Here is a 23,143-nt window from a genome sequence, read left to right on the forward strand (position 1 = left end):
AGATGGCTCTGGAAGACGCAAAAAAGCAGGTTGATACCGCGTTCACCCATGAGGACCGCCGTGGTCTGCGCTATGAGAACGCCTTTGGCGGCGCGACATCTTTCCTGCGCCGGAACTACACCAAGGACCTGACCGGCGTGGATGTGGCCATCACCGGCGTGCCCTTTGATCAGGCCGTGACCAACCGCACCGGCACCCGACTTGGCCCGCGCGCGATCCGCGAGGCAAGCACCCTGCAGCCATATGATCCGCCCTATGGCTGGGGCTTTGATCCGCTCTCGGAATTCACCGTGGTGGACTATGGCGATCTGGCCTTTGACTATGCCCATACCCCCAGCTTTCCGGGGCGCTTGACCAGCCATATCAAGGGTATTCTGGACGCGGGCGCGGCCAGCATAACGTTGGGCGGCGATCACTATATCAGCTTCCCGATCCTGCGGGCTTATGCCGAGAAATACGGCCCCCTCTCGCTGCTGCATTTCGACGCGCATTCGGACACTTGGGCCGACGATGATTTCGACCGGATCGACCACGGCACAATGTTCTACAAGGCCGTGAAAGAAGGTCTGATCGACCCCAAGCGCAGCGTGCAGGTGGGCATCCGCACGGTGAACGACGACAACCTTGGCGTTCCCACAATCGACGCCCGCGAAGTCCATGAGACCGGCCCCGTAGCCGTCGCCAAGAAAATTAAAGAAATTCTGGGGGATAACCAGACATACCTGACGTTTGACATTGACTGTCTGGACCCAGCTTTCGCCCCCGGTACCGGCACGCCGGTCTGGGGCGGCCTGACCAGCGGGCAGGCCTCGATCATCCTGCGGGATATTGCAGGCATCAACATCGTTGGCGGTGACGTGGTTGAGGTTTCGCCCCCGTTCGACACCACCGGCGCAACTGCCATTGCAGGGGCGCATGTGGCGATGGAAATTCTGTGCCTTTGGGCTTGGACCCGCCGCACCAGCACCTAAGTAAACAGGGTAAACGCTGGAAAGGACCCCCATGAAGGCTTTGGCTGTCGTCTTATTGTTGGTGTTGCTGGGTGTTGTCGGGTTGATGGCGTGGGTGCGTCTTGCACCCTCGGACGTTGCGCGGTGGCACGGGCGTGTCAGCTTTACTAAGGATGAGACCCGCGAAGGGGCTGCCGTCCGCGTATTGGCCTCTACGAATTCGGCGTCGCTGCTGTCGCAACTGGACCGGATCGCGATGGCCACATCGCGCACCACCCGCCTTGCGGGCAGTGTGGAAGAGGGTAGCGTAACCTATGTCACCCGCTCGGCCTTTTGGGGGTTTCCCGATTACACCACCATTACAGCCACGGGCGAGCGTGTGGTGATGTTCGCACGCCTGCGTTTCGGGAAATCCGATTTCGGGGTGAACGCGGCACGTCTGGATGGCTGGATTTCGCAACTGCCCGATGCCGGCGCCTCTTGACGATAGGCGCCAGTTGGGAAACGTAGGCGCATGGTTCCGATAGAAAAACTTGAACAGATCCGCCAGCGCTACGAATTTCTGGAAGCCAAGCTTTCGGGGGGCGACTTCTCGGATGAGATCGCACAACTGTCCCGCGAATATGCGGCGCTGAAACCCGTGGTCGCAGAGATCAATGACTATCGCCAGCTTTTGGCCGATATGGCCGAGGCGCAGGTGATGCTGTCCGATCCCGACATGCGTGAACTTGCCGAAGAAGAGTTGCCCGTTCTCAAGGCGCGTTTGCCTGACATGGAACACCGCATGCGTCTGGCTTTGCTGCCCCGCGATGCGGCCGATGACCGTCCCGCGATCATCGAAATCCGTCCCGGCACCGGCGGGGACGAGGCGGGCCTGTTCGCAGGCGATCTGCTGCGCATGTACCAGCGCCATGCCGAAGCGCAGGGTTGGAAGTTCGAGATTCTGGAGCTGACCCAAACCGAGCTTGGCGGCATCAAGGAAGTCGTGGCCAACGTCAAAGGCGAGGGGGTCTTTGCCCGTCTGAAGTTCGAATCTGGCGTGCACCGTGTCCAACGGGTGCCGACCACCGAAAGCGGCGGGCGGATACATACCTCGGCGGCGACGGTGGCGGTGCTGCCCGAGGCCGAGGACGTGGACATCCACATCGACCCCGCCGACATCCGGATCGACACCATGCGCAGCTCTGGCGCAGGCGGTCAGCACGTTAACACCACCGACTCGGCGGTGCGGATCACCCACATTCCCAGTGGGATCGTGGTGACCAGTTCGGAAAAGTCCCAACACCAGAACCGCGCCATCGCCATGCAGGTTCTGAAAACGCGCCTCTTTGACCTTGAGCGTCAGCGGATGGACAGCGAACGCGCCGCCAACCGCAAAAGCCAAGTGGGCAGCGGAGATCGCAGCGAACGCATCCGGACCTATAACTTTCCGCAGGGGCGGATGACCGATCACCGGATCAACCTGACTCTCTACAAGCTGGATCAGATCATGCAGGGTGATCTGAACGAAGTGATCGACGCCCTGATTGCTGACCATCAGGCCACGTTGCTGGCCGAGCTGGACGGATGACCGGCGCTGAGGCACTGCAACAGGCGCTGGCCGCGTTGCGCGCTGCAGGGATTGAAGATCCCGCTGGGGACGCACGGCGGCTGTTGGCTTTTGCAGCCGGAATCGATCCGTCGCGGTTGGTTCTGGCGATGCATGATCCGATTGACGCAGTCGCAGCGGCTCGGTTTGAGGAGCTGATCGTCAAACGGGCGCAGCGCGCGCCGGTCAGCCATCTGGTAGGCGGACGCGATTTCTATGGGCGGCGCTTTGTGGTGACCGGCGATGTGCTGGACCCGCGCCCCGATACGGAAACCCTGATCGAACAGGCGCTGTCGGTGCCCTTTGCCCGCGTTCTGGATTTGGGGACAGGCTCGGGCTGTATCCTGCTGACCCTTCTGGCCGAACGTGTGGGGGCGACGGGTATCGGTGCGGATATGTCAGAGGCTGCCCTGAGCGTTGCGCAGCAGAATGCCGAAAGCCTGCAACTGACAGACCGCACCAGCTTTGTCACCTCGGACTGGTTCAGTGCTGTGCCTGAGGGGCGCTTTGACCTGATCGTGTCGAACCCGCCCTATATTGATGCGGATGAAATTCCAGGTCTTGCCCCCGAAGTGCGCCTATATGAGCCGATGATGGCCCTTAGTCCCGGCGCTGACGGAACCGCGCCGTATCGCGTCATTGCCGAAGGGGCCAAGCAGCATTTGATCCAAGGCGGGCACCTGATGGTTGAGATCGGGCACAGACAAGGTGACGCAGTTGCGCAGATTTTTGCAGAGGCCGGCTTCGCGAATGTGCAGGTGATTCAGGACCTGAACGCCAAAGATCGTGTCGTTCGCGCCATAATCCGATAGAAACGGGCGGTTTTTAGGTATATGATTGCCATAATCCAACGCTAACCTCTTGCAACCTGTGCAGCAAAATGGTTAGTCAGAACCTGTCGCATGTGGGCGCTCTCATACAGCCCCGGTGACGCCATGCCACAAAAATCGCGCTTCCGGATTGCTGCAAATCACTGCGGTACGCTCGCGAAGCACCTTAGGCCAACAAGGCTGGACAGCTAAACCTATGAGATCATCCAAGTCACGGTCGCGGTCCAAATCGAACCGCAACAACCGCTCGGTGGGCAACATTGTTAACCGAGTCTTTGACAGCTCGGGGCCGGAAGGCAAGGTGCGCGGCACCCCCCAGCAGATCATCGACAAATACAATCAGCTTGCCCGTGATGCCCAACTGAGCAACGACCGGGTCGCTGCCGAAAACTTCCAACAGCACGCAGAGCATTACCTGCGGATGCTGGGTGAAGCGCAGCGCGAAATCGACTCGCGCCGTGAGCAGCAAGAGCGTGAAATGCGCGAGCGTCAGGCCGAAAAAGACCGCGAACGCGCAGAGCGTCAGCAAGAGCGTGACGCATCGAAACCCGCAGACGAAGACAACGGCGCTGAGGCTGAAGAGACTTCGGCTCAGGTTTCGGACGCGGCGGATAGCAACAACGACGATGACAGCGGTTTGGTGGAAACACCGGAAAGCCGCTCTGGCGACAGCCAGCCGTCGGACGCACCCGAGCAGCCCGCGGCGGCTGCTGCACCCAAACCCAAGCGCGCACCGCGTAAGCCCCGCACTGAAAAGGCAGCGGATGGCAACAGCGAGGGCGGCGATAAGCCCAAGCCCAAGCGCACTTCGACCCGAAAGCCCCGTGCCAAGAAGGGCGAAGACGGGGGCGCGGCTACCACTCAGGCCGAGACCGCACCCGCACCCGCCGGTAACGAGGCCGCTGAATAAGCGCCTCTCCGGTATTACCTCGTGACTGAAAAAGCCTCTGCGATTGCAGAGGCTTTTTTTCGTTTGCGGGGTTACTTTGCGACTTCGCGGGCCAAGGCGCAGAAGGCCTCAAGGCTGACTTGCTCGGCCCGTTCTGTGGGCTGGATGCCAGCCGCCAGCAGGCGGTCTTCGATGTCCGGTGCCACGCCTTTCAGCGAGGCCCGCAGCATCTTGCGGCGCTGGTTGAACGCGGCGGCGACCACGCGGCTGAGCGTTGCGGCATCGGCAGGATAGCGCGGCTCGGGCAGGGCGGTCAGATGGACCACAGCGGACGAGACCTTAGGCGGCGGCGTAAAGGCCCCCGGCGGCAGGTGAATGACGATCCGCGCATCGGCCCGCCATTGGGCCAGAATCGCCAAGCGTCCATAGGCCTTGCTGCCCGGTGTGGCGACGATGCGTTCCGCCACTTCTTTCTGGAACATCAGGGTCAGGCTTTCCCAGAAGGGGGGCCACTCCTTGGGGGTCAGCCAGCGCACCAGCAGCTCGGTCCCGACGTTGTAGGGCAGGTTGGCCGCCACGCGGATGGGCGGGCTCAGATGGGCCAGCGGGTCAATTTCCAGCGCGTCGCCCTCGATCACTGTCAGGCGACCATCATAGGCGGCCGAGACCTCGGCCAGCGCGGGCAGACAGCGGCTGTCTTTCTCGATCGCCAGAACGCGGCGCGCCCCTTCAGACAGAAGGCCACGGGTCAGGCCACCGGGGCCGGGGCCGATTTCCAGCACGTCGCATTGGGTCAGATCCCCTGCCTGTCGTGCAATCTTTGCGGTCAGGTTCAGGTCCAGCAGGAAGTTCTGGCCAAGGGACTTGCGGGCTTGCAGCCCGTGGGTGGCGATCACCTCACGAAGGGGAGGCAGGTTGTCGATAGCAGTCATGAGGTTGTCCCATTGCGGGCAAGGGCCATAGTCTGCGCCATTTCCAGCGCCGCGATGGTGCTGGAAGGGTTGGCGCGGCCGGTGCCGGCGATGTCAAAAGCCGTCCCGTGATCGGGAGAGGTGCGGATGAAAGGCAGGCCAAGGGTGACGTTCACACCGTCATCAAAGGCCAGCGTCTTGATCGGGATCAGCGCCTGATCGTGATACATGCAGACCGCCGCGTCATAGCGGGCGCGGGCGGCGGGGTGGAACATGGTGTCGGCGGACATGGGACCGATCAGGTCCAATCCCTCGCCACGCAGACGTTCGCACAGGGGAATGATCATCTCCAGCTCTTCGCGGCCCATGGCGCCATTCTCGCCCGCGTGGGGGTTCAGGCCCGCCACAGCGATGCGCGGGGCTGCGATGCCGAAATCGCGGATCAGCGCATTGTGGGTAATCCACAAGGTCTTTTCCAGCAGTTCCGGCGTCAGCGCGGCCTTCACGTCAGACAGGGCGATGTGGATGGTGGTTGGAACCACGCGCAACAAGGGCGAGGCTAGCATCATCACCACGCGGTCCACCCCCGCCAGTGCGGCCAGATATTCCGTGTGACCCGGATAGGCAAAGCCCGCGCCCGATTGCAGCACATGCTTGTTGATGGGCAGGGTGCAGACCGCACTGGCCGCGCCCTTTTGCACCAGATCCACCGCGCGGGCGATCACGTCGATTACCCCTTGGGCGTTGGCCGCATCGGGTTTGGCAGGGACCGCAGGGGCGGGGAAATCGTGGCGCAGGACTGGCAGAGCGGTTGCACTGGCGGCCACGGCCTCTGCGGGATCGGCAATCTCGGCAATCTCGGTGCCAGCAGGCAGATGCGCCGGATCACCCAGATAGAAAAACGGCAAGCGCGCGCCGAGGGTCTCCCAAGCGCGCACTGCGATTTCAGGACCGACGCCTGCGGGCTCGCCACAGGTCAGGGCAATCGGTGCCGTGGTCATTTCCGCTCGATCCGAGCGTCGGATTCCAGCTGGCCCAGATAGCTGTCCGCGTAAGAGCCCAAACGCTGGTTGCGCAGCTGCGCCGCCACCTCATCGCGGTTCACATCTTCGCTGATTGCGGCGGTACGGCCACACATCATCAGCAGAACCAGATTGTCGCCACGGGTCAACGCGACCGAGGTTTCGCCTGCGTCCAGTTTGGCCAGTTCGATCCCGATGTCGTTGGGAATTTGTGCGGGCGGCAGGGTGGTGCGCTCCAGACGCGCAGGGTCCATACCTTTGGCGACGCCATAGAGATCATCGCAGGTGTCGGTGGTGCCGCTGATACGGGCAGCCTCGGCCAGATTTTCAGTGGTGCGGCCGCCGGGCAGGTAGAACTGCGCATATTCGATCGCGGCATATTCGGGGGTCAGGGCTGTGGTCTCTTCCAGACCGCGCAGCTGGAACAGGGCGATGCCGTTCGGGATTTCGATCGGCTCGCTCACTTCGTTGGTGGCCAGCCCCATCACGATGGGATGCAGGATCGGCGGCAACTGGTTAAGCGGGGTCCAAGGCAGACGTCCCCCAACCTCACGCGAGGGCGTGGCCGAATAGTTGCTGGCAAATTCCGAGAACGCCCCCGCCGAACGCACCTTGGTGATGCGCGCGGCCAGTGCTTGGGCCTGATCGACCTCGCCCGGGACTTCGGGGCGGGCAGGCAGGATGATTTCGGACAGAAGGACACGCAGACCGCCGCCGGTCCCTGCCAGAGATAGAGCGCGGTCAATCTCGGCTTCGCTGACGCTGGCGTTGGCGGCAAAGCGGCCACGGACAACCTCGCGCCAGACCAGACCGGGCACGATGAAATTGCGGATCGTTTCGCTATCGACGCCGTCTCCGCCAAGGTTCGCGACGAACTCTTCGCCCGTCATGTTGGCGCGGCCTGCCAGTTCGGTGATCCCGCCTGCGATATCCTCTTCGGTGATGGTGATGCCCATCGCGCGGCCCGCCTGCACTTTGAGGCGGTCCTCGATCAGCTGCTGTTCAGCTAGCGAAGACAGATTGCCGGGCGTGCCGAAGGCGCGCAGCAGGGTTTCCCGCTGGCCCAATTCATAGGGGGTGATGGAATCGCCGTTCACCGTAATTGCAGGCGAAAACAGTCCCTGCGCAGGCGCCAGTGCAGGCGTCAGGGCCAGAAGGGTCGCGGACAGAAGAAGAATTTTGCGCATAGTCCCTCGCAGGTTCGGGGTCAGGTTTTACACGACTGGCGGACGGCACCGGCCCGTCCGGCACTAAAGCCAAGAAGCGAGACGATCACTTCGAAATTGCTGGTCGGGTCAAAGTTATCGGAATCCGTAAATCGACGCGAGGTCGAAAGCTGTACGTTAAGGCATTCATTTTCATAGACCAGCCCCATGGCGGCGCGGGTACTGCGATCATTTTCAAGATCATAGCGCCAGCTCAGGTTGCCGGTCCATGTGTCGGTCAACTTGTAAGCGGTGGCAAAGGTCCATTCGGACACCGGACTGTCGCGGTCTTCGGCGGAATCCTCGGTCAGCCACAGATAGGTGGCATTGAAAGTCCCGCGGGGGAAAGCCCAGTTCAACTGCGCCTCGGCCTTGGCCAGTCGCAGCTTGTCGTCCAACAGGCTACGGGCGCTCAGCAGAGGGCCGTCCAGTTTGCCAACGCTAGCCTCGAACAGCCAATCGGACTCCAGCCCGCTGAGGCCCGAGGTTTCGCTGAACCGGTCTTCGCGCTCTTGCCGGATGACGCGGCCAAGGGCCAGACGGGAATAGGTGCCATCCTGTCCCAGTTGGGTCCATTGGGCACCGATGTTGGCGCGCAGGCCATCTTCGGCCTGATCGGGGGCAGGGAAGCGGTTCATCGAGAACAGGTTGCCCCAGTCAAACTCAACCCGCGTGCTTTCATCGTTGGGAACGTTGAAGCTGCTGGCATCAGACCAAGCGATCTGGATGATCGGCTCTAGGATCTGCGAACTGCCATCGGGGCCGCGCCCTTGCAGCGGCCAGCGCAGGGTCGCAGCAGCGTAGGGGATCGTATAATCCTCGGCCTGAGTCAGGGTGCTGTCGTCATCCAGATCGAAATGGCCAGCGGTCACGCCCGCCATGCTCTGGAAATCAAAACCTGGCCCGAAGACCCAGCTGCGCCGCCAATCGGCATTGGCTGTGACGCGCTGCACGTCGCGCCCCACGACATCCTCATCGCTTTCGCGGGTGTGTTCATGGGCCTCAACACCTAGGCGGACCTCACCGCCAACGGCTTTGGGGAACAGGCGGTGTTCATAGCTGAATTGCCCCAGACGGCTGGCCTGAGTGGCGTTCGTCTCGAACGAGCGCAGAGTCTCGAACAAGGTGCCCGAGACCTCAAAGGCGCTGTTGTACTTGTGGCGCGACAGGGTGACCGAGCTATCAAGCCGGTCCTTGGTCGAATAATCGTAGTCGATCAGATAGGCGTCATCGGACACAGTCTCGACGTCGAATGACAGTCGGAAATCTTCCGGTAGATAAAAACTACCTTCGGCAAACAGATAGCTGCGGAATTCTTCCGGTCGCAACGTGTCACGCGATCCTGCGGCGTTTACTTCGATCTCGCCACGGCGGAATTTCTGGCGGAAGCGCAGTTCCAGCGTCGTGGTTTCAGCCGACAGATAGGGCGTCGCGGTGATATCCGCATGCTCGCCCAAGGGCAGGAAATACGGTGTGCGTACGCCGGTCCCTAGGGTCGAGGACGATACCAGTTCGGGAATCAAAAAGCCCCGCGCCCGTTTCACCGTTGGGTCGGGCAGGCGCATCTTGGGCGCGTAAAAGACCGGTACGTTCAGGAAGCGTAGGGTCGCGTCTTCAAAGTAGATCTGCTTTTCTTCCGTGTCGTGAATGACGCGGCGGGCGCGGATCTGCCACAGGGGCGCGCGGCCATCGTCGCAGACCTTGCACGAGGTCACGCTGGCCTTGGACATCTGGCGATAGCGTCCCTGACTGCGGCCCATCTCGGCGGCGGCAATCTGGAGCTGCTGGTCCAGTACGACGCGGGCCCCTTGCAGGATGCCTTCGCGCATCTCATCGGTCAGTTCTGCCGAATCCGCGACCAGCACATCGCCGTTCTCATCGGTGATGCGCAGGGGCCCTTCGATGGTCAGCGTGTCCGTGATCTGGTCATAGGTGATCTTCGAGGCGGTCAGGCGGCGTTCCCCTTGCATCGCTTCGACGTTGCCGGTGGCGACCAAAAGGTCTTCGCCGTCCAGAAATACCTCGTCCGCGATCAGGTAAACGGGGGCGTCTTCGCTGGTCTGTGCTAGCGCCGCTGTTGAGGACAACAGTGCCGCCAGCACCGCGCCTTTCATAAACCCGTTCAATCGCATTATCCGTCCTCAAGATGCAGGATCAGCCCCAGCGGTAATAACATCGCCGCGACCAGTGGCGCCCATATGGCCAGTTGTAGTGGCAGTTGGCCGTTTTCGCCAAGGATCTGCGCGAAGTTGCGCATGAAGTACAGCCCGAAAGCCATCAAGACCGCCATCAGAACCATCAACCCTGTCCGGCCAAAGCGAGTGTGGCGCATGGTAAAGGCCGCGCCCACCAGAACCATCGCCGCCAGAAACAGGGGGCGCGATAGCTCCATGTAGAACCAGACCGCGTGGCGGCGGCCCGAAAAGCCCGCGCGTTCCAGATCGGCGATATAGGCGGGCAGTTGCCAGACCGGCACCACCAGCGGATCACCAAACGTGTCCGCGATGCCTTGACGTGTCAGGTCTGTTTGCACCGTGATCCGGTCCATCAACTGCGCGTTGTCTTCGGGGTTCTGGCCACGTGCCAGCGGCCAGACTTTCGCTTTTGTCAGCACCCAGCGGTTCTGTTCCAGCGTGGCCTGACGGGCCTCGATCCGCTGGGTCGGGTTGCCCACGTCGTCCAGACTGATGAAGGTCACATTCCGCAGAATGCTGCCATCCGCCGAGGCGGTCGTGGCGCGGATCACCGTCTGACCGGTCTGGTCCCCCTGACGCAGCCACAGACCTTCGTCACTGATCGAGAAGACGCTGAACTCGCCCGCTTTATAGGTGGATTTGAGTACCTCATAGCGCTTTGATGTGCTGGCCACGATGGGATTGAAGACCCCCACCAGCAGTGCACCCACCAGAAGCGAGGCCGTGAATGGCGAAATCAGCGCCCGCATGGCCGAGCGCCCAGAGGCCCGCGTCACCACCATCTCAGAGCTGCGCGCAAGGCCAAGGTAGAGGATCAGCGTCGCCAGAATCATGATCAGCGGGGTGATCTGGTAAAGGCTGCGCGGCACGCTTAGCAGGGTCAGTTCGATCGCGCCCGCAAAGCTCAGGACATCGGGGCCAAAGCGCCCGATCTCTTCCACCAGATTCAGCAGGAAGGTCAGGGCGAAAAAGACCCCGAAGGTCGCGCCGAAGGCTTTCAGGAAACGGCGGGCAAAGTAGAGGTGCAGGATCATACTGTCGCCTCTGTCTTGGGTTTGCGGCGGAAATATCCGGCGGCCACCATCAGCAGCACCAGCACCATCCCGAATCCGACGACCGAGGGTAAATAGGTCAGCGGCCAAAGCGCGGCGTTGTCCCGCACCGGGTCTTTGACCGCACTTTGCACCATCATGATCACGATGATCAGCAGCACTGCCAGCATGATGTAAGAGCCCGATCCAAAGCGCGAAAATCCGCCTGCCAGTAGGGCCGAGAAGCCAAGCAGCGCCGCAACCACGCATAAGATCGGGTCGTTCAGACGCTTATGCGCCTCTTCCAGAATCTCGCCACGGGAATCGCGGGCCAGCGTGGCCATCTCATCGGTGGCCAGCAGCAAGGCGGCGGTGGACATGTGCTTACGATTGGGGGAAATCACCTTGCTTGTGTTCAGTAAGTCACTGATATCATAGGTGAAGTCCTGAAAATAGGTCACTGACAGGCTCTGGTCGTCGCGGGTCAGGCGTTGGGACATGCCGTCCACCATCACCATACGTGTCCGACCATCGTCCGAGCGTGTCAGGTAGGCCGTGCGCGACATATAGGTCTGGCGGGCCTCGGTGTTGCGGTTGTCGGACAGGAACACGTCCTGCAATTCGCCTTGGTCTGAAATATTGCGAATGAAGAAGGTCACGCCATCGGTGGGGTGCAAAAACTCGCCTTCTTTCAACAGCTTGGCCGTCAGGTTTTCCGAGATTTCCTGTTCGCGCAGGGCAAGGGTCTGGGCCGCGCTGGGAATCAGGAAGTTGGTCAGCAAAGCGCCCAAAAGGGCCACCAGCATTCCGAAGACCAGAACAGGCCGCGCGATCCGCCAAGGGCTAAAGCCGGTAGCCTGCATCACGACCAGTTCGCTTTCATTGGAAAGACGGTTGGTCACCTGCACGGCCGCTGCAAAGGCCGCCAGCGGCATCACCATGCCCATAACACCGGGAAGGGTCAGCATGGACATTTCCAGAAACACACCGATGCTCTGGCCGTCGCCAATGATAGTGTCGAACAGCACAACAGCGCGGTTGATCCAGTAGATACTGACCAGCACCAACGCGAAAAAGCCAAACAGCACCATCAGCTGCGACAGCATATAGCGATCTGTACGTCCCACGTCTGTCCCCGGTGTTCTTGTTGGCGCGGACCCTAGCGGAAAGCCCGGCGGGTGCAAACTGCTATCTGGCAAATACAGGTCAGGCGTACTAGGTCTAAGAACAACCAAGGAGGTACAACATGACGCAACCTGTCACCGTAGATTTCATTGCCGTTGATGCGGACGCTCTGGCCACGCTGGAAGGCCGTATTGCTTTGTTCGTCGGTGACGATGGAGGAATGGACGTGCTGGCCAAACGAGTGAACCGTTTGACCCGTGGCGCAGTTCAGCGGGTCTTGGATGACGAAGGCTGGAAAGACCGCAAAGCAGGCGAGATTGTCAGCCTTGCCTATCCCCAAGGTATGGCCGCCAAAGCGGTGGATGTGGTCAAGTTGGACCGCCGCGCCGATCAGGATGTGGCCCGCAAGGCAGGTGCCGCGCTGGCCAAGCTGAAAGGTAAAGGCGCTCTGACCATCGCGTGTCCGCGTTTGAAATCCCTGACCGATGTGGCGCTGGGTGCGGTTCTGCGCGCCTATGCTTTCACCGATCACAAATCTGCCGATCAGGGTGCAGCCCCCAAAGGTGTCACCGTAATGGCCTCGGACGTTGAGGCGGCTCAGGCCGAATTCGCCCCCAAGGCGGCCGTCGCCGAAGGCGTGTTCTTCACCCGCGATCTGGTGTCCGAGCCTGCCAACGTGCTGACCACCACCGAATTCGCCGCTCGCCTACAGGCCCTGAGTGATCTGGGTGTCGAAGTTGAGGTGCTGGAAGAAGCGGACATGGAAAAGCTTGGCATGGGCTCGCTGCTGTGCGTGGGGCAGGGTTCTGTCAGCCCGTCCAAGCTGGTTGTGATGCAGTGGAAAGGTGGCAAGGACGGTGACGCGCCGCTGGCTCTGGTCGGCAAGGGCGTGGTCTTTGACACCGGCGGCATTAGCTTGAAGCCTGCGCAAGGCATGGAAGACATGACCATGGACATGGGCGGCGCGGGCGTCGTGGCTGGCGTGATGAAAACGCTGGCACTGCGTAAAGCCGCTGCCAACGTGGTTGGCGTTGTCGGGCTGGTCGAGAACATGCCCAGTGGGAACGCAACCCGCCCCGGCGACGTTGTGACCTCGATGAAAGGTGACACGATTGAGGTCATCAACACCGACGCCGAAGGCCGCTTGGTTCTGGCCGATGCGCTTTGGTACACACAGGACCGTTTCAGCCCCAAAGGCGTGATCAACCTTGCGACCCTGACCGGCGCGATCATCATCGGTCTGGGGCATGAGAACGCGGGCGTGTTCAGCAACGACGACGGGTTCTGCGATGCCTTCCTCAAGGCCGCCAAATCCGAGAATGAAGGCGCATGGCGCATGCCCATCGGTCCCGCCTATCACGAGCTGATCAAATCCGCGATTGCCGACATCAAGAACACCGGTGGCCGCCCCGCAGGCTCGATCACCGCAGCCCAGTTCCTGAAGTGCTTTATCAAGGACGACATGCCCTGGATCCATCTGGATATCGCAGGCGTTGCCAGCCGCGCCGAGGCTGCTCTGCACCCCAAAGGGGCCAGCGGCTGGGGCGTGATGGCGCTGGATCGTCTGGTGCGCGACGGCTACGAGGGCTGATCAAAATGGGTGCCGCGTATTTCTACCACCTGACACGGCAGAGCCTTGATGAGGCCCTGCCGATGCTGCTGTCCCGTTCCTTGCAGAACGGCTGGCGGGTGACAGTGCGCGGCACGCGGGCGCCCATGCTGGAGCATCTGGATCAGAGGCTCTGGCAGCGCGGGCGTCCCGAAGACTTTTTACCCCACGGAATGGCGGGCGGCGAACATGACGCCCGCCAACCGATCCTGTTGACGACCGGTGCGGGCGTTCCCAATGACGCCCAATGCCTGATGGCAGTAGACGCTGCCGATGTGAGTGTTGATGAAGTCAACGGGCTGGAACGGGTCTGCATCATCTTTGACGGCAATGACCATGACCAACTGACCCACGCGCGGGGCCAGTGGAAGGCACTGACAGACAACGGCTGCTCGGCCCAGTATTGGAGCCAAGAAGGCGGCGGCTGGCAGAAAAAGGCCGAGAAATAAGCGGCTTAACGGGTCAGGATCAGGCGATTTCCGGTGATCTCGATCTTCTCGAACCGCTGAAGATAGCGCATCCCCAAAAGCGATTCCCGCAGTTGCCCGCCGTTGACGGACGCGGTCACTTTGCGATCCTGAATGCCGTCGATGTCGATGCTGTCCAGCACCACGCGGGCGGTCGAGACCTCACCGTTCGCGGTTAAAGCGCGACCGAAATACTGTAGCCCGTCCACATCGATGCCCGCAGCGCGGGCGGCCTCTTGGGTCAGCACAATGTCCGTGGCACCAGTGTCCACGACAAAGCGGGTGGCCGTGCCATTCACGTCGGCGGTCAGGTAATAGTGCCCGTCCCGCGCACGAGGCAGAATGATCTGTCCGGCTTCGGAGGATACCGACTGGATCGGCAGATCGCCCCTGATATCGTCCCAGACCCCGTAAGCGGCAACGATGCCCACAAAGATCAGTCCCCAGACTGTCAGGTTCTGTAGTGCCTTCACCATACTGCCGCGCATCCGCACCAGCATGATCGCGATCAGCGCGCTGCCAAGTAGGACAAGGTAGGCCAGATTGGCCAGATCATCGCCGGTCATGTCTACGGGCATGGGCTCTCCTAAATATCTTCTCCGAAGATATGGGGGCAGGGAGAGCCGATGTCACCCCGCCAGACCAAAGCCTTTCAGGCCGTCCAGCACGAATTGTACCGAAAGAGCCGCCAGCAGCATCCCCAGAAGGCGCGTGACCACCTCAATGCCTGTGCGGCCCAAGGCGCGCTCGATCACGCCGCCGGTCAGGAACAGTAGCAGCATGATGCCGATCACACAGAGCATGACCCCCAGCACCGACAGAAAGCCGATGATGCCTTCGGTCTGGCCGGTCAGCAGGATGATCGTTGCAATCGATCCGGGGCCAGCAATCAGCGGGATGGCCAGCGGAAAGACGGAAGGGTCATGATGGTCATGCTCTTCCTCGGCCTCTTCCGCCTGATCCGCACGGCGCTTGGTGCGGCGCTGGAACAGCATGTCCAGCGCGGTCAGGAACAGCAGAATGCCCCCTGCGATGCGGAAGGCGTGCATCGAGATGCCCACAAACCCCAGCAGCGCCTCACCAAAGAACGAGAACGCGCAGAGAATGCCAACGGCCACCACACAGGCGCGCAGCCCGATGGCGCGCCGCTGGCGGGCAGACATGCCCTGCGTCATCGCTACGAACAGCGGTGTCAGGCCGATCGGATCGATGATCACGAACAGGGTGAAAAAGGCGGTGATCAGGAAATCGATGCTCACACGTCTCTCCGTCTTGGGGCGGGGGAAAATTCTTCGCCGAAGAATTTTCTGTCAAAAGGATTTTCGGCGAAAATCCTTACGCCGGATTTTCGGCCTCTTCGAGTTTTTCGAGGGCAGCTTCCCACAGACCTTCGGCGCGGGCCAGTGCCTCTTCGACTTCGGCCATTTTCTTTTGCCATTGAAGGGCTTCGTCCTTGCGGGACGGATCGTATAGATCGGGATCGGCCAGCTTTTCTTCCAACTTGCCCTGCATCTCAAGCAGCTTTTCTACCCGATCCTCGCATTTGCGGACCTCGGATCGTAGGGCCTGCATCGCCTCTTTGCCGGGGCGCTTGGGCTTGTCGTCGGCTTTGGGCTTTGCGGGTGCTGGGGTGTCTGAGGTCAGCAGTAGTTTGCGGTAGGCCTCAAGATCATCCTCATAGGGCGTGACGCGACCGTCTTTGACCAGCCATAGGCGGTCGGCGACAAGCGACAGCAGGTGCATGTCGTGGCTGACCAGTACCACCGCGCCGGAATAGGCGGTCAGTGCCTCAACCAGTGCCTCACGACTTTCGATGTCGAGGTGGTTGGTCGGTTCGTCAAGGATCAGCAGATGGGGCGCGTCCAGCGTTGCCAGCAGCAGTGACAGACGTGCTTTCTGACCACCCGAAAGCTTGCCCACTTCGGTCTCGGCCTGATCTGCGCCAAGGCCAAAGCCTGCAAGCTGCGCACGCAGCTTGGATTGGTGGACCTCTGGGCGCAGGCGCTGGAGGTGTTGTAGGGGCGTCTCATCAATGAACAGCTCATCCACCTGATGCTGTGCGAAATAGCCGATCCGCAGCTTGGACGAGCTGGTCATCCGGCCCGCCATCGGTTGCAGGCGGCCCGAGATCAGTTTCGACAGGGTCGATTTCCCCTCGCCGTTCTTACCCAAAAGCGCAATGCGGTCGTCCTGATCGATGCGCAGGTTCAGGCGCTTGAGGATTGCTTTGTCCCCGTAACCCACTTCGGCGCCTTCGATGTTTACGATGGGCGGCGACAGTTCTTCGGGTTCGGGAAAGCTGAAGACGCGCTTTGCCGCCTCTTCAGGGGCGCTGATCGGGTCCATCTTCTCGATCATCTTCAGGCGGGCCTGCGCCTGTTTGGCTTTGGTCGCCTTGGCGCGGAACCGGTCCACAAAGCTTTGCAGATGGTCGCGGCGGGCGGCCTGTTTTTTGGCCATTGCCGCCTGCACTGCACGCTGTTCGGCGCGGGTCTTGGCAAAACGGTCATAGCCCCCCTGGTAAAGGGTCAGGCGGCGCTCTTCCAGATGCAGGATTTCGGTCACGGCGCGGTTCAGAAGGCCGCGGTCGTGGCTGATCACGATGACTGTGTGAGGGTAGGTGGCCAGATAATCTTCAAGCCACAGGGCCCCTTCAAGGTCCAGATAGTTGGTCGGTTCGTCCAACAGCAACAGATCGGGTTCCGAAAACAGCACCGCCGCCAAAGCCACGCGCATCCGCCAGCCGCCAGAGAACGCCGAACAGGGGCGCAGCTGCGCCTCGGCGTCGAAGCCCAGACCTTTCAGGATCGCGCTGGCGCGGCCTTCGGCGCTCCAGGCGTCGATGTCCGCAAGGCGGGTCTGGATGTCGGCGATGCGGGCGGCGTCGGTCGCGGTTTCCGCCTCGGCCATCAACTCGGCGCGCTCGGTGTCGGCGGCCAGAACCGTATCGATCAGGCTGACCTCGCTGCCGGGGACCTCTTGCGCGACACCGCCGATGCGGGCGCGTGAAGGCAAGCTGATTTCCCCTCCGTCCAAGGTCAGCTCGCCGCGGATCAGGCGGAAGAGGGTGGTCTTGCCGGTACCGTTCGGCCCTACCAGACCCACTTTGTGACCATCGGGAATCGTGGCGCTTGCCCCTTCAAACAGGGGGCGGCCTTCGATCGAATAGGAGATATCGGAAATCTTGAGCATGAGAGGCGCTTATCAGAGCCTTTCGTCCGCGAAAAGCGGTCTGTTGCGCCCCGCATCGCCAAGTTTGTCACCAGATTGCGACAAAGCCTATGTTAACGCCCTCAAAGCCATCTTTCCCCGTCGTGTTTATCGTGCTAGGGGGCGGCAATCGCGGGTGAACCCCGCTCAAATATCAACTGAATGAGGTCTCCCATGGCTACCGAACGCACCCTGAGCATCATCAAGCCGGACGCAACCAACCGCAACCTGACCGGCAAAATCAACGCCAAGTTCGAAGACGCAGGTCTGCGCATCGTTGCCCAGAAGCGCATCCACCTGAGCCCCGCTCAGGCAGGCAAGTTCTACGAAGTACACGCAGAGCGCCCCTTCTACGGCGAACTGTGCGAATTCATGGCATCGGCACCTGTTGTTGTTCAGGTTCTGGAAGGTGAAGGCGCAATCGCGAAGAACCGCGAAGTCATGGGTGCAACCAACCCCGCAGACGCAGCAGCCGGCACCATCCGCGCCGAGTTCGCTCTGTCGGTTGGCGAAAACTCGGTCCACGGTTCGGATGCTCCCGAAACCGCAGCGAACGAAATCGCGTTCTTCTTCTCGGGTCTGGAACTGGTAGGCTAAGCCTTCCGCCGGATCTTGGGGTCGATGACCCCGATCATATCAAGGGCCGCTTCAAGCTCGGAGCGGCCCTTGTCATGTCTGGCGTCCTTCAACGCGTCGAACGCCACCCGCAGATCGTCCTTTTCCTGACCTTTGCAGTCATTCCAGGGACGGCCCTGCAGCGCCATGACAAGCGCGTAATATCCGATAAAATGGGGTGCATGCCCGCTGGCCAGCATCCGGCCATAAGCCTCATGGGCGCCGACCGCACGCAGGGTCTCTGCGTCGTGGATGCCGGCCTCTGCCAGCGCTTTGGCCTGTGCGGGGCCGATGTATTTGATCGTGGTAACAGGAGTCGTCATGGGGCTGTTTTACCAGACCCATGACACCTGCCTAGCCATTAGATACTGGCGAAATCGGTAAACAACACCCCCGCGGGCTGCGGTGCCTTTGCCATTGCCGGGGCCAAGGAATGCGGGCCTTCTGATTGTGGGGTGGGGGTCTGCTGCGTGGGCATGATAGGTCTCCTTCTTTATTCGCATATTGGAATAAGAAAGAGGGGCCGCTAGGGCCCCTCTCGAAGATGTTAACTGCCCCTGAGTGGCAGGATCAGCTGGCGCCGCGCGACAGGGCTGCAACGCCGGTGCGGGCGATCTCGGCCAGACCCAGCGGGCGCATAAGATCCGCGAAAGCGTCGATCTTTTCGGGGGTGCCGGTGATCTCGAAGATAAAGCTGGTCAGGGTGCTGTCCACGGCCTTGGCGCGGAAGATGTCTGCCAGACGCAGCGCCTCGACGCGCTTTTCACCTTGGCAGGCGACCTTCAGCAGGGCCAGTTCACGCTGAACAGCAGGGCCTTCGACGGTCAGATCGTGCACTTCGTGGACGGGCACGATGCGACCCAGCTGCGCTTTGATCTGGTTGATTACCTGCGGGGTGCCGGTGGTGACGATGGTGATGCGGCTCAGGTGACCTTCGTGATCCACCTCGGCCACGGTCAGGCTTTCGATGTTGTAACCACGGCCCGAGAACAGACCGATCACGCGGGCCAGAACGCCTGCTTCGTTATCTACCAGAACGGCAAGGGTGTGGGTCTCTTCCACATCCGAAAAGTTCGGACGTAGGGCGTATGCGGAATGCTTCGACGAGCCTTTTTTGATGTTTAGCGGCGACATTTGTCTAAATCCTCTTCCCGGGTCAGCAGGCGGGGCCTGCCATGGGAGGCGGCGGGGCGGACCCGCCACCTGTTCAACCTGTTCGTTACACCAGAACCGCGCCGGTCGCGCCGATCGCGTTGGTCGCGTTCGCATCTCCCAGCAGCATCTCGTTGTGGGGTGCGCCCGACGGGATCATCGGGAAGCAGTTCTCGTGCTTTTCAACCAGACAGTCGAAGATCACGGGGCCGTCGTAGTTCAGCATCTCCATGATGGCGTCATCCAGATCCTTGGGATCTTTGCAGAGGATGCCTTTGCAGCCGAAGGCCTCGGCCAGCTTGACGAAATCAGGCAGGGCTTCGGACCACGACTGCGAATACCGCTCGCCGTGCAGCAGCTGCTGCCACTGGCGCACCATGCCAAGACGTTCATTGTTCAGGATGAACTGTTTCACAGGCGCGCGGTACTGAACGGCGGTGCCCATTTCCTGCATGTTCATCAGCCAGCTGGCCTCACCGGCCACGTTGATCACCAGCGCATCTGGGTGGGCGATCTGCACGCCGACCGAGGCAGGAACGCCGTAGCCCATAGTCCCCAGACCACCCGAGGTCATCCAGCGGTTGGGGTCTTCGAACCCAAGGTACTGGGCTGCCCACATCTGGTGCTGGCCCACTTCGGTGGTGATGTAGCGATCCATGCCTTTGGTCAGGGCCTCAAGGCGCTGCAGCGCGTACTGCGGCTTGATGGTCGCGCCTTCCTGCTTGTAGGCCAGACAGTTGATCTGCTTCCAACCGTCGATCTGCTTCCACCATTTGGCCAGCGCCTCTTGGTTGGTTTTGCGACCGCGCGCTTTCCAGACCTTCAGGATGTCTTCCAGAACGTGGCCCACGTCGCCAACGATCGGGATATCGGCCGGAACAACCTTGTTGATCGAGCTGGGATCAATGTCGATGTGCGCTTTCTTCGACTTGGGGCTGAACGCGTCCAGACGGCCGGTGATCCGGTCATCGAAGCGGGCACCGATGTTGATCATCAGGTCGCAGTCATGCATCGCCATGTTGGCCTCATAGAGGCCGTGCATCCCCAGCATCCCCAGCCAGCCCTTGCCCGAGGCAGGGTAGGCACCCAGACCCATCAGGGTCGAGGTGATCGGGAAGCCGGTCGCATCCACCAGCTCGCGCAGCAACTGGCTGGCCGCGGGGCCAGAGTTGATCACGCCGCCACCGGTGTAGAACACGGGGCGCTTGGCTTTTTCCAGCGCGTCTACCAGCTCGTTGATCATGTCCAGATCACCTTTGACCTGCGGCTGGTAATGGCTGATCTTGATCTGCTTGGGCGCGGTGTAGGTGCCGCTGGCGAACTGCACGTCCTTGGGAATATCGATCAGCACGGGGCCGGGGCGGCCTTTGGTGGCCACGTGGAAACCCTGATGGATGGTTTCCGACAGCTTGTCGGTGTCTTTGACCAGCCAGTTGTGCTTGGTGCAGGGGCGGGTTATGCCCACGGTGTCGGCCTCTTGGAACGCGTCCGAGCCGATCATGAAGGTCGGAACCTGACCCGACAGAACCACCAGCGGGATCGAATCAAGCAGCGCATCGGTCAGGCCGGTCACAGCGTTCGTGGCGCCGGGGCCCGAGGTCACCAGTACAACACCGGGCTTGCCGGTCGAGCGGGCATAGCCTTCGGCGGCGTGTACCGCACCCTGTTCGTGGCGAACCAAGATGTGCTTGATATCGTTCTGCTGAAAGATCTCGTCATAAATCGGTAGAACGGCGCCACCGGGGTATCCGAATACGACTTCCACGCCCTGATCTTTAAGGGCCTGGACTACCATTTTCGCTCCGGTCATCTGACGTGTCATCTGCGTGTCTCCGTTTACGACGTCAATTCTATGTTCACTAAACAAAAAAGCCCCCGATCTTCTCGGGGGCGCATGGGGTTACCGTCTGGTGTCCGTTACCGGCCCATGCGCCATTTTCCTACCACTACATCGACTAGGATCATCGGTCTCTCCGTTAGCTGCGCATCTGCTTAAAAGCGGCAAAAACCGAGGTCAACCGCATTCTGTAGGAAATTTCGCCCTCACGGGTAACTTTGAAATAAAATTACGCCAGATGGGTCAGAGGTCGTGACCTGTTCCTTGCAGAACGCCATGTTCCAATGCATAGCGCGTCAGGCCTGCGGTCGAGGAAATTCCCAGCTTGGACTTGATGTTCTTGCGGTGGGTTTCCACCGTCCGGACCGAGATATCCAGTTCCTGCGCCACCTCTTTATTCGACTTGCCCTGCGCCAGTTGCAGCAGCACCGTCTGTTCGCGTGAGGTCAGAGGCTCTCGTCCGCCGGTGTCGGTGGGGGTCAGGGACCCTTGCGCGCCGGTACATAGATAGGTCTGGCCGGACATAACTGTGTCGATGGCGGTCTTGATCTCTTCGGTGGGGCGGTCCTTCAGGACATAGCCGCTGGCCCCGTGACTTAACGCACTGCTGATGTATTCGGGGCTGTCGTGCATCGAGAGGATCAGGATGCGGGTCTGGGGGCGACGCTCCAGAATGATCTCGGTCGCGGTCAGACCGCCGACGCCGGGCATGTTCAGGTCCAGCAGGATTACATCGGGGGCCAGTTCCTCGACCTGATCGATGGCGTCCTGTCCGTTGCCCAGACGGCCCACCACTTGCAGATCGTCGTAACCTTCCAGAATGGCCTCGATCCCTTCAGCAACCATCGGGTGGTCATCGACAATCAGCAGGCGGACGGGTGCGGTGGTCATTCCGATAGCTCCGTGGCGGGTTTGTTGGTGTTCCGGCGGCCGCTTTCCGGTGTCAGAAGGTGGCTTAGCGGGACTGTGGCAATGATCGTGGTTCCTTGCCGGTTTGACTGGATCGAGAGGCTGCCGTCAAGCTGGTCCACCCGTTCCTGCATGTTCCGCAGGCCCATCCCCCCCGAGGGGTCCCGTTCCGCGTCCCGATCAATCCCGTGACCGTTGTCTTTAATGGTCAGGCTGGCCCCGCTGCGGTGGCCGCGCAAATCGACGATCACATGATCCGCGCCTGAATGGCGTTCGATGTTAGTCAACGCTTCTTGGGCGATCCGGTACAGAGAAATGCGGGCGTCCTGATCCAGCCGGTTGCGGAACACCACGGTCGAGAAATCGGTCTTGATGCCGGTGCGGGTGCTGAAGTCATCGGTCAGCGCCTTGATCGCAGGGCCAAGGCCCAGATCATCCAGCACACCGGGGCGCAGATCGCGGCTGATCCGCCGGACCTCCTGAATGGCGCCCGAGAGGCTGTGCATACTGCGATCCAGCGCCTCACCCGCGCGGGGGTCGTTGGTGGCAAAGCGTTTACGTGCCAGTTCCACCGCATAGCGCACGCCCACAAGGATCTGGCTGATACTGTCATGAAGTTCACGCGCCACGCGCCCACGCTCTTCTTCCTGCGCGTCAAAAACCCGTTGCGTCAGACGCTTCAGCTTTGAATCCGCCAATCGACGTTCGCGTACGTTTATGAACATGCCGCTGGCAAAGACTGCCAGCAGGGCGAGCATGGTAATGACACCTATGTATAGGAAGGTGCGGCGGATGCGGGTTTCCATCTCATGTCGGGCATTGATGACGGTGGCGATGACGTCATCCACAAAGACGCCGGTCCCCACAGCCCACCGCCAACTGGGGAAGCTGGTGACATAGGTGACCATCTGCGCCTCGACCCCTGAGCTGGGTTTGGGCCAGAGGTAGGTGTGATAACCGCCCCCAGAACGCGCGATACGGATCAACTCGTCCGTGACGGGGACACCATTGCTGTCGGTCAGGCCGGCCCAGTTCTGGTTGATCATGTCGGTCTGGCGCGGACTGACCAGATTGGTGCCGTCATAATCATAAACGAAAAAATAGCCTTCCTGCCCGTAGATCATCGCGGCCAAGATTTGCATGATCTTGCGCTTGGCGAACTCGTCATTCGGGGCTGCATTGCCGTAAATGTAGTAAAAGCTGTTCCGCGCCAGCGTGACGTAGTTCTTCAACTCCTGCTTCTTCGCATCGATCAGCTGGGCCTCAAGCGTGCTAATTTCGCGCTCGGTCAGGGCGCGGGATTGCAGGGCCACCAGCACCGAAATTGCTGCAACCGCAACAATGAGGGGCAGGGTGGCCAGCAGGAACAGCTTTTGACCGTAGCTGAGATTCGGGCGGGTAAGAATCTTTCTCATGAAAGCGATTCGGTCACTGTTCAGGTATGTTTGCAAGAGCGGGCGGGAGAAAAATGTTAGTTTCCTCTGGCGAGGCTCCCCCCTTATTTCAAGGGGATGCGGTCAAAAAAACTATCCAAAATGCCCCGACTACGTAGTACTTGGTATTTGCCATTGGAAATTGTGTCGCTAACGTCTGCCCTA

General features: G+C 60.9%; 22 protein-coding genes. 8 read left to right on the top strand and 14 right to left on the bottom strand.

Annotation, left to right across the window (positions count from 1 at the left end; genetic code table 11):
- Positions 1-2: 2 nt before the first annotated feature.
- The 5 genes from speB to CLV74_RS01635 all read left to right on the top strand — a co-directional run bounded on the left by speB (position 3) and on the right by CLV74_RS01635 (position 4,278).
- Entirely contained in the window at positions 3-971 is a 969-nt protein-coding gene (gene speB, locus CLV74_RS01615) for an agmatinase (protein WP_106262454.1), read from the top strand.
- Between the two features lie 31 nt (positions 972-1,002).
- A complete protein-coding gene (locus tag CLV74_RS01620) occupies positions 1,003-1,434 on the top strand; it encodes a DUF1499 domain-containing protein (protein ID WP_245888418.1) in 432 nt (143 codons plus the stop codon).
- 30 nt (positions 1,435-1,464) lie between these two features.
- Positions 1,465-2,520 carry a peptide chain release factor 1 gene (prfA, locus tag CLV74_RS01625; protein ID WP_106262455.1) on the top strand — a complete coding sequence of 352 codons (1,056 nt, stop codon included), beginning with the start codon at positions 1,465-1,467 and terminating at the stop codon, positions 2,518-2,520.
- Positions 2,517-3,350 (top strand): peptide chain release factor N(5)-glutamine methyltransferase, encoded by an 834-nt coding sequence (prmC, locus tag CLV74_RS01630; protein ID WP_106262456.1) that lies wholly within the window; start codon positions 2,517-2,519, stop codon positions 3,348-3,350. Before prfA ends, prmC begins: the two co-directional genes overlap by 4 nt.
- 214 nt (positions 3,351-3,564) lie before the next feature.
- Positions 3,565-4,278: a DUF4167 domain-containing protein gene (locus CLV74_RS01635; protein ID WP_106262457.1), complete on the top strand. Its 714-nt coding sequence runs from the start codon at positions 3,565-3,567 to the stop codon at positions 4,276-4,278.
- Positions 4,279-4,349: 71 nt separating this feature from the next.
- Here CLV74_RS01635 and rsmA read toward each other — a convergent pair whose 3' ends face one another.
- The 6 genes from rsmA to lptF are packed head-to-tail and all read right to left on the bottom strand — an operon-like array spanning position 4,350 to position 11,748.
- Positions 4,350-5,189: a 16S rRNA (adenine(1518)-N(6)/adenine(1519)-N(6))-dimethyltransferase RsmA gene (gene rsmA / locus CLV74_RS01640; RefSeq protein ID WP_106262458.1), complete on the bottom strand. Its 840-nt coding sequence runs from the start codon at positions 5,187-5,189 to the stop codon at positions 4,350-4,352.
- On the bottom strand, positions 5,186-6,169 hold the full coding sequence (gene pdxA, locus CLV74_RS01645; protein WP_106262459.1) for a 4-hydroxythreonine-4-phosphate dehydrogenase PdxA: 984 nt from the start codon (positions 6,167-6,169) through the stop codon (positions 5,186-5,188). Before pdxA ends, rsmA begins: the two co-directional genes overlap by 4 nt.
- On the bottom strand, positions 6,166-7,377 hold the full coding sequence (locus CLV74_RS01650; protein WP_106262460.1) for a peptidylprolyl isomerase: 1,212 nt from the start codon (positions 7,375-7,377) through the stop codon (positions 6,166-6,168). Before CLV74_RS01650 ends, pdxA begins: the two co-directional genes overlap by 4 nt.
- Positions 7,378-7,397: 20 nt before the next feature.
- Entirely contained in the window at positions 7,398-9,521 is a 2,124-nt protein-coding gene (locus CLV74_RS01655; RefSeq protein WP_170107962.1) for an LPS-assembly protein LptD, read from the bottom strand.
- A gap of 5 nt (positions 9,522-9,526) precedes the next feature.
- Positions 9,527-10,624, bottom strand: coding sequence for an LPS export ABC transporter permease LptG (lptG, locus tag CLV74_RS01660; RefSeq protein ID WP_106262462.1), 1,098 nt, complete (start codon positions 10,622-10,624; stop codon positions 9,527-9,529).
- Positions 10,621-11,748, bottom strand: a complete 1,128-nt coding sequence (lptF, locus tag CLV74_RS01665) for an LPS export ABC transporter permease LptF (RefSeq protein WP_245888419.1) — start codon at positions 11,746-11,748, stop codon at positions 10,621-10,623. Before lptF ends, lptG begins: the two co-directional genes overlap by 4 nt.
- Positions 11,749-11,867: 119 nt before the next feature.
- On the opposite strand from lptF, the gene CLV74_RS01670 reads away from it, so the two are divergent.
- On the top strand, positions 11,868-13,337 hold the full coding sequence (locus tag CLV74_RS01670) for a leucyl aminopeptidase (RefSeq protein WP_106262464.1): 1,470 nt from the start codon (positions 11,868-11,870) through the stop codon (positions 13,335-13,337).
- A gap of 5 nt (positions 13,338-13,342) precedes the next feature.
- Positions 13,343-13,804 (top strand): DNA polymerase III subunit chi, encoded by a 462-nt coding sequence (locus CLV74_RS01675; protein WP_106262465.1) that lies wholly within the window; start codon positions 13,343-13,345, stop codon positions 13,802-13,804.
- A 5-nt stretch (positions 13,805-13,809) separates the two neighbouring features.
- On the opposite strand, the gene CLV74_RS01680 is transcribed toward CLV74_RS01675, so the two are convergent.
- From CLV74_RS01680 to CLV74_RS01690, 3 genes are all read right to left on the bottom strand, one after another.
- Entirely contained in the window at positions 13,810-14,400 is a 591-nt protein-coding gene (locus tag CLV74_RS01680) for a retropepsin-like aspartic protease family protein (protein ID WP_245888420.1), read from the bottom strand.
- A 51-nt stretch (positions 14,401-14,451) separates the two neighbouring features.
- Positions 14,452-15,081 carry a MarC family protein gene (locus CLV74_RS01685; protein ID WP_106262467.1) on the bottom strand — a complete coding sequence of 210 codons (630 nt, stop codon included), beginning with the start codon at positions 15,079-15,081 and terminating at the stop codon, positions 14,452-14,454.
- Positions 15,082-15,157: 76 nt separating this feature from the next.
- Complete coding sequence (locus CLV74_RS01690) at positions 15,158-17,014, bottom strand: ABC-F family ATP-binding cassette domain-containing protein (protein ID WP_106262468.1); 1,857 nt, start codon at positions 17,012-17,014, stop codon at positions 15,158-15,160.
- A gap of 192 nt (positions 17,015-17,206) precedes the next feature.
- On the opposite strand from CLV74_RS01690, the gene ndk reads away from it, so the two are divergent.
- Complete coding sequence (ndk, locus tag CLV74_RS01695; protein WP_106262469.1) at positions 17,207-17,629, top strand: nucleoside-diphosphate kinase; 423 nt, start codon at positions 17,207-17,209, stop codon at positions 17,627-17,629.
- Here the strand turns inward: ndk and CLV74_RS01700 are convergent.
- The 5 genes from CLV74_RS01700 to CLV74_RS01720 form a co-directional block, all read right to left on the bottom strand.
- Positions 17,626-17,970, bottom strand: a complete 345-nt coding sequence (locus CLV74_RS01700; RefSeq protein ID WP_106262470.1) for a TfoX/Sxy family protein — start codon at positions 17,968-17,970, stop codon at positions 17,626-17,628. The two genes, ndk and CLV74_RS01700, sit on opposite strands and share 4 nt — an antisense overlap.
- A gap of 247 nt (positions 17,971-18,217) precedes the next feature.
- Complete coding sequence (gene ilvN / locus CLV74_RS01705) at positions 18,218-18,781, bottom strand: acetolactate synthase small subunit (RefSeq protein WP_106262471.1); 564 nt, start codon at positions 18,779-18,781, stop codon at positions 18,218-18,220.
- Positions 18,782-18,866: 85 nt separating this feature from the next.
- A complete protein-coding gene (locus CLV74_RS01710; RefSeq protein ID WP_106262472.1) occupies positions 18,867-20,621 on the bottom strand; it encodes an acetolactate synthase 3 large subunit in 1,755 nt (584 codons plus the stop codon).
- Positions 20,622-20,879: 258 nt separating this feature from the next.
- Positions 20,880-21,527, bottom strand: coding sequence for a response regulator transcription factor (locus CLV74_RS01715; protein WP_106262473.1), 648 nt, complete (start codon positions 21,525-21,527; stop codon positions 20,880-20,882).
- Positions 21,524-22,960, bottom strand: coding sequence for a cache domain-containing protein (locus tag CLV74_RS01720; RefSeq protein WP_106262474.1), 1,437 nt, complete (start codon positions 22,958-22,960; stop codon positions 21,524-21,526). Before CLV74_RS01720 ends, CLV74_RS01715 begins: the two co-directional genes overlap by 4 nt.
- Positions 22,961-23,143 lie beyond the last annotated feature (183 nt).

This window comes from Donghicola tyrosinivorans (assembly GCF_003003355.1).
Taxonomy (GTDB): Bacteria; Pseudomonadota; Alphaproteobacteria; order Rhodobacterales; family Rhodobacteraceae; genus Donghicola; species Donghicola tyrosinivorans.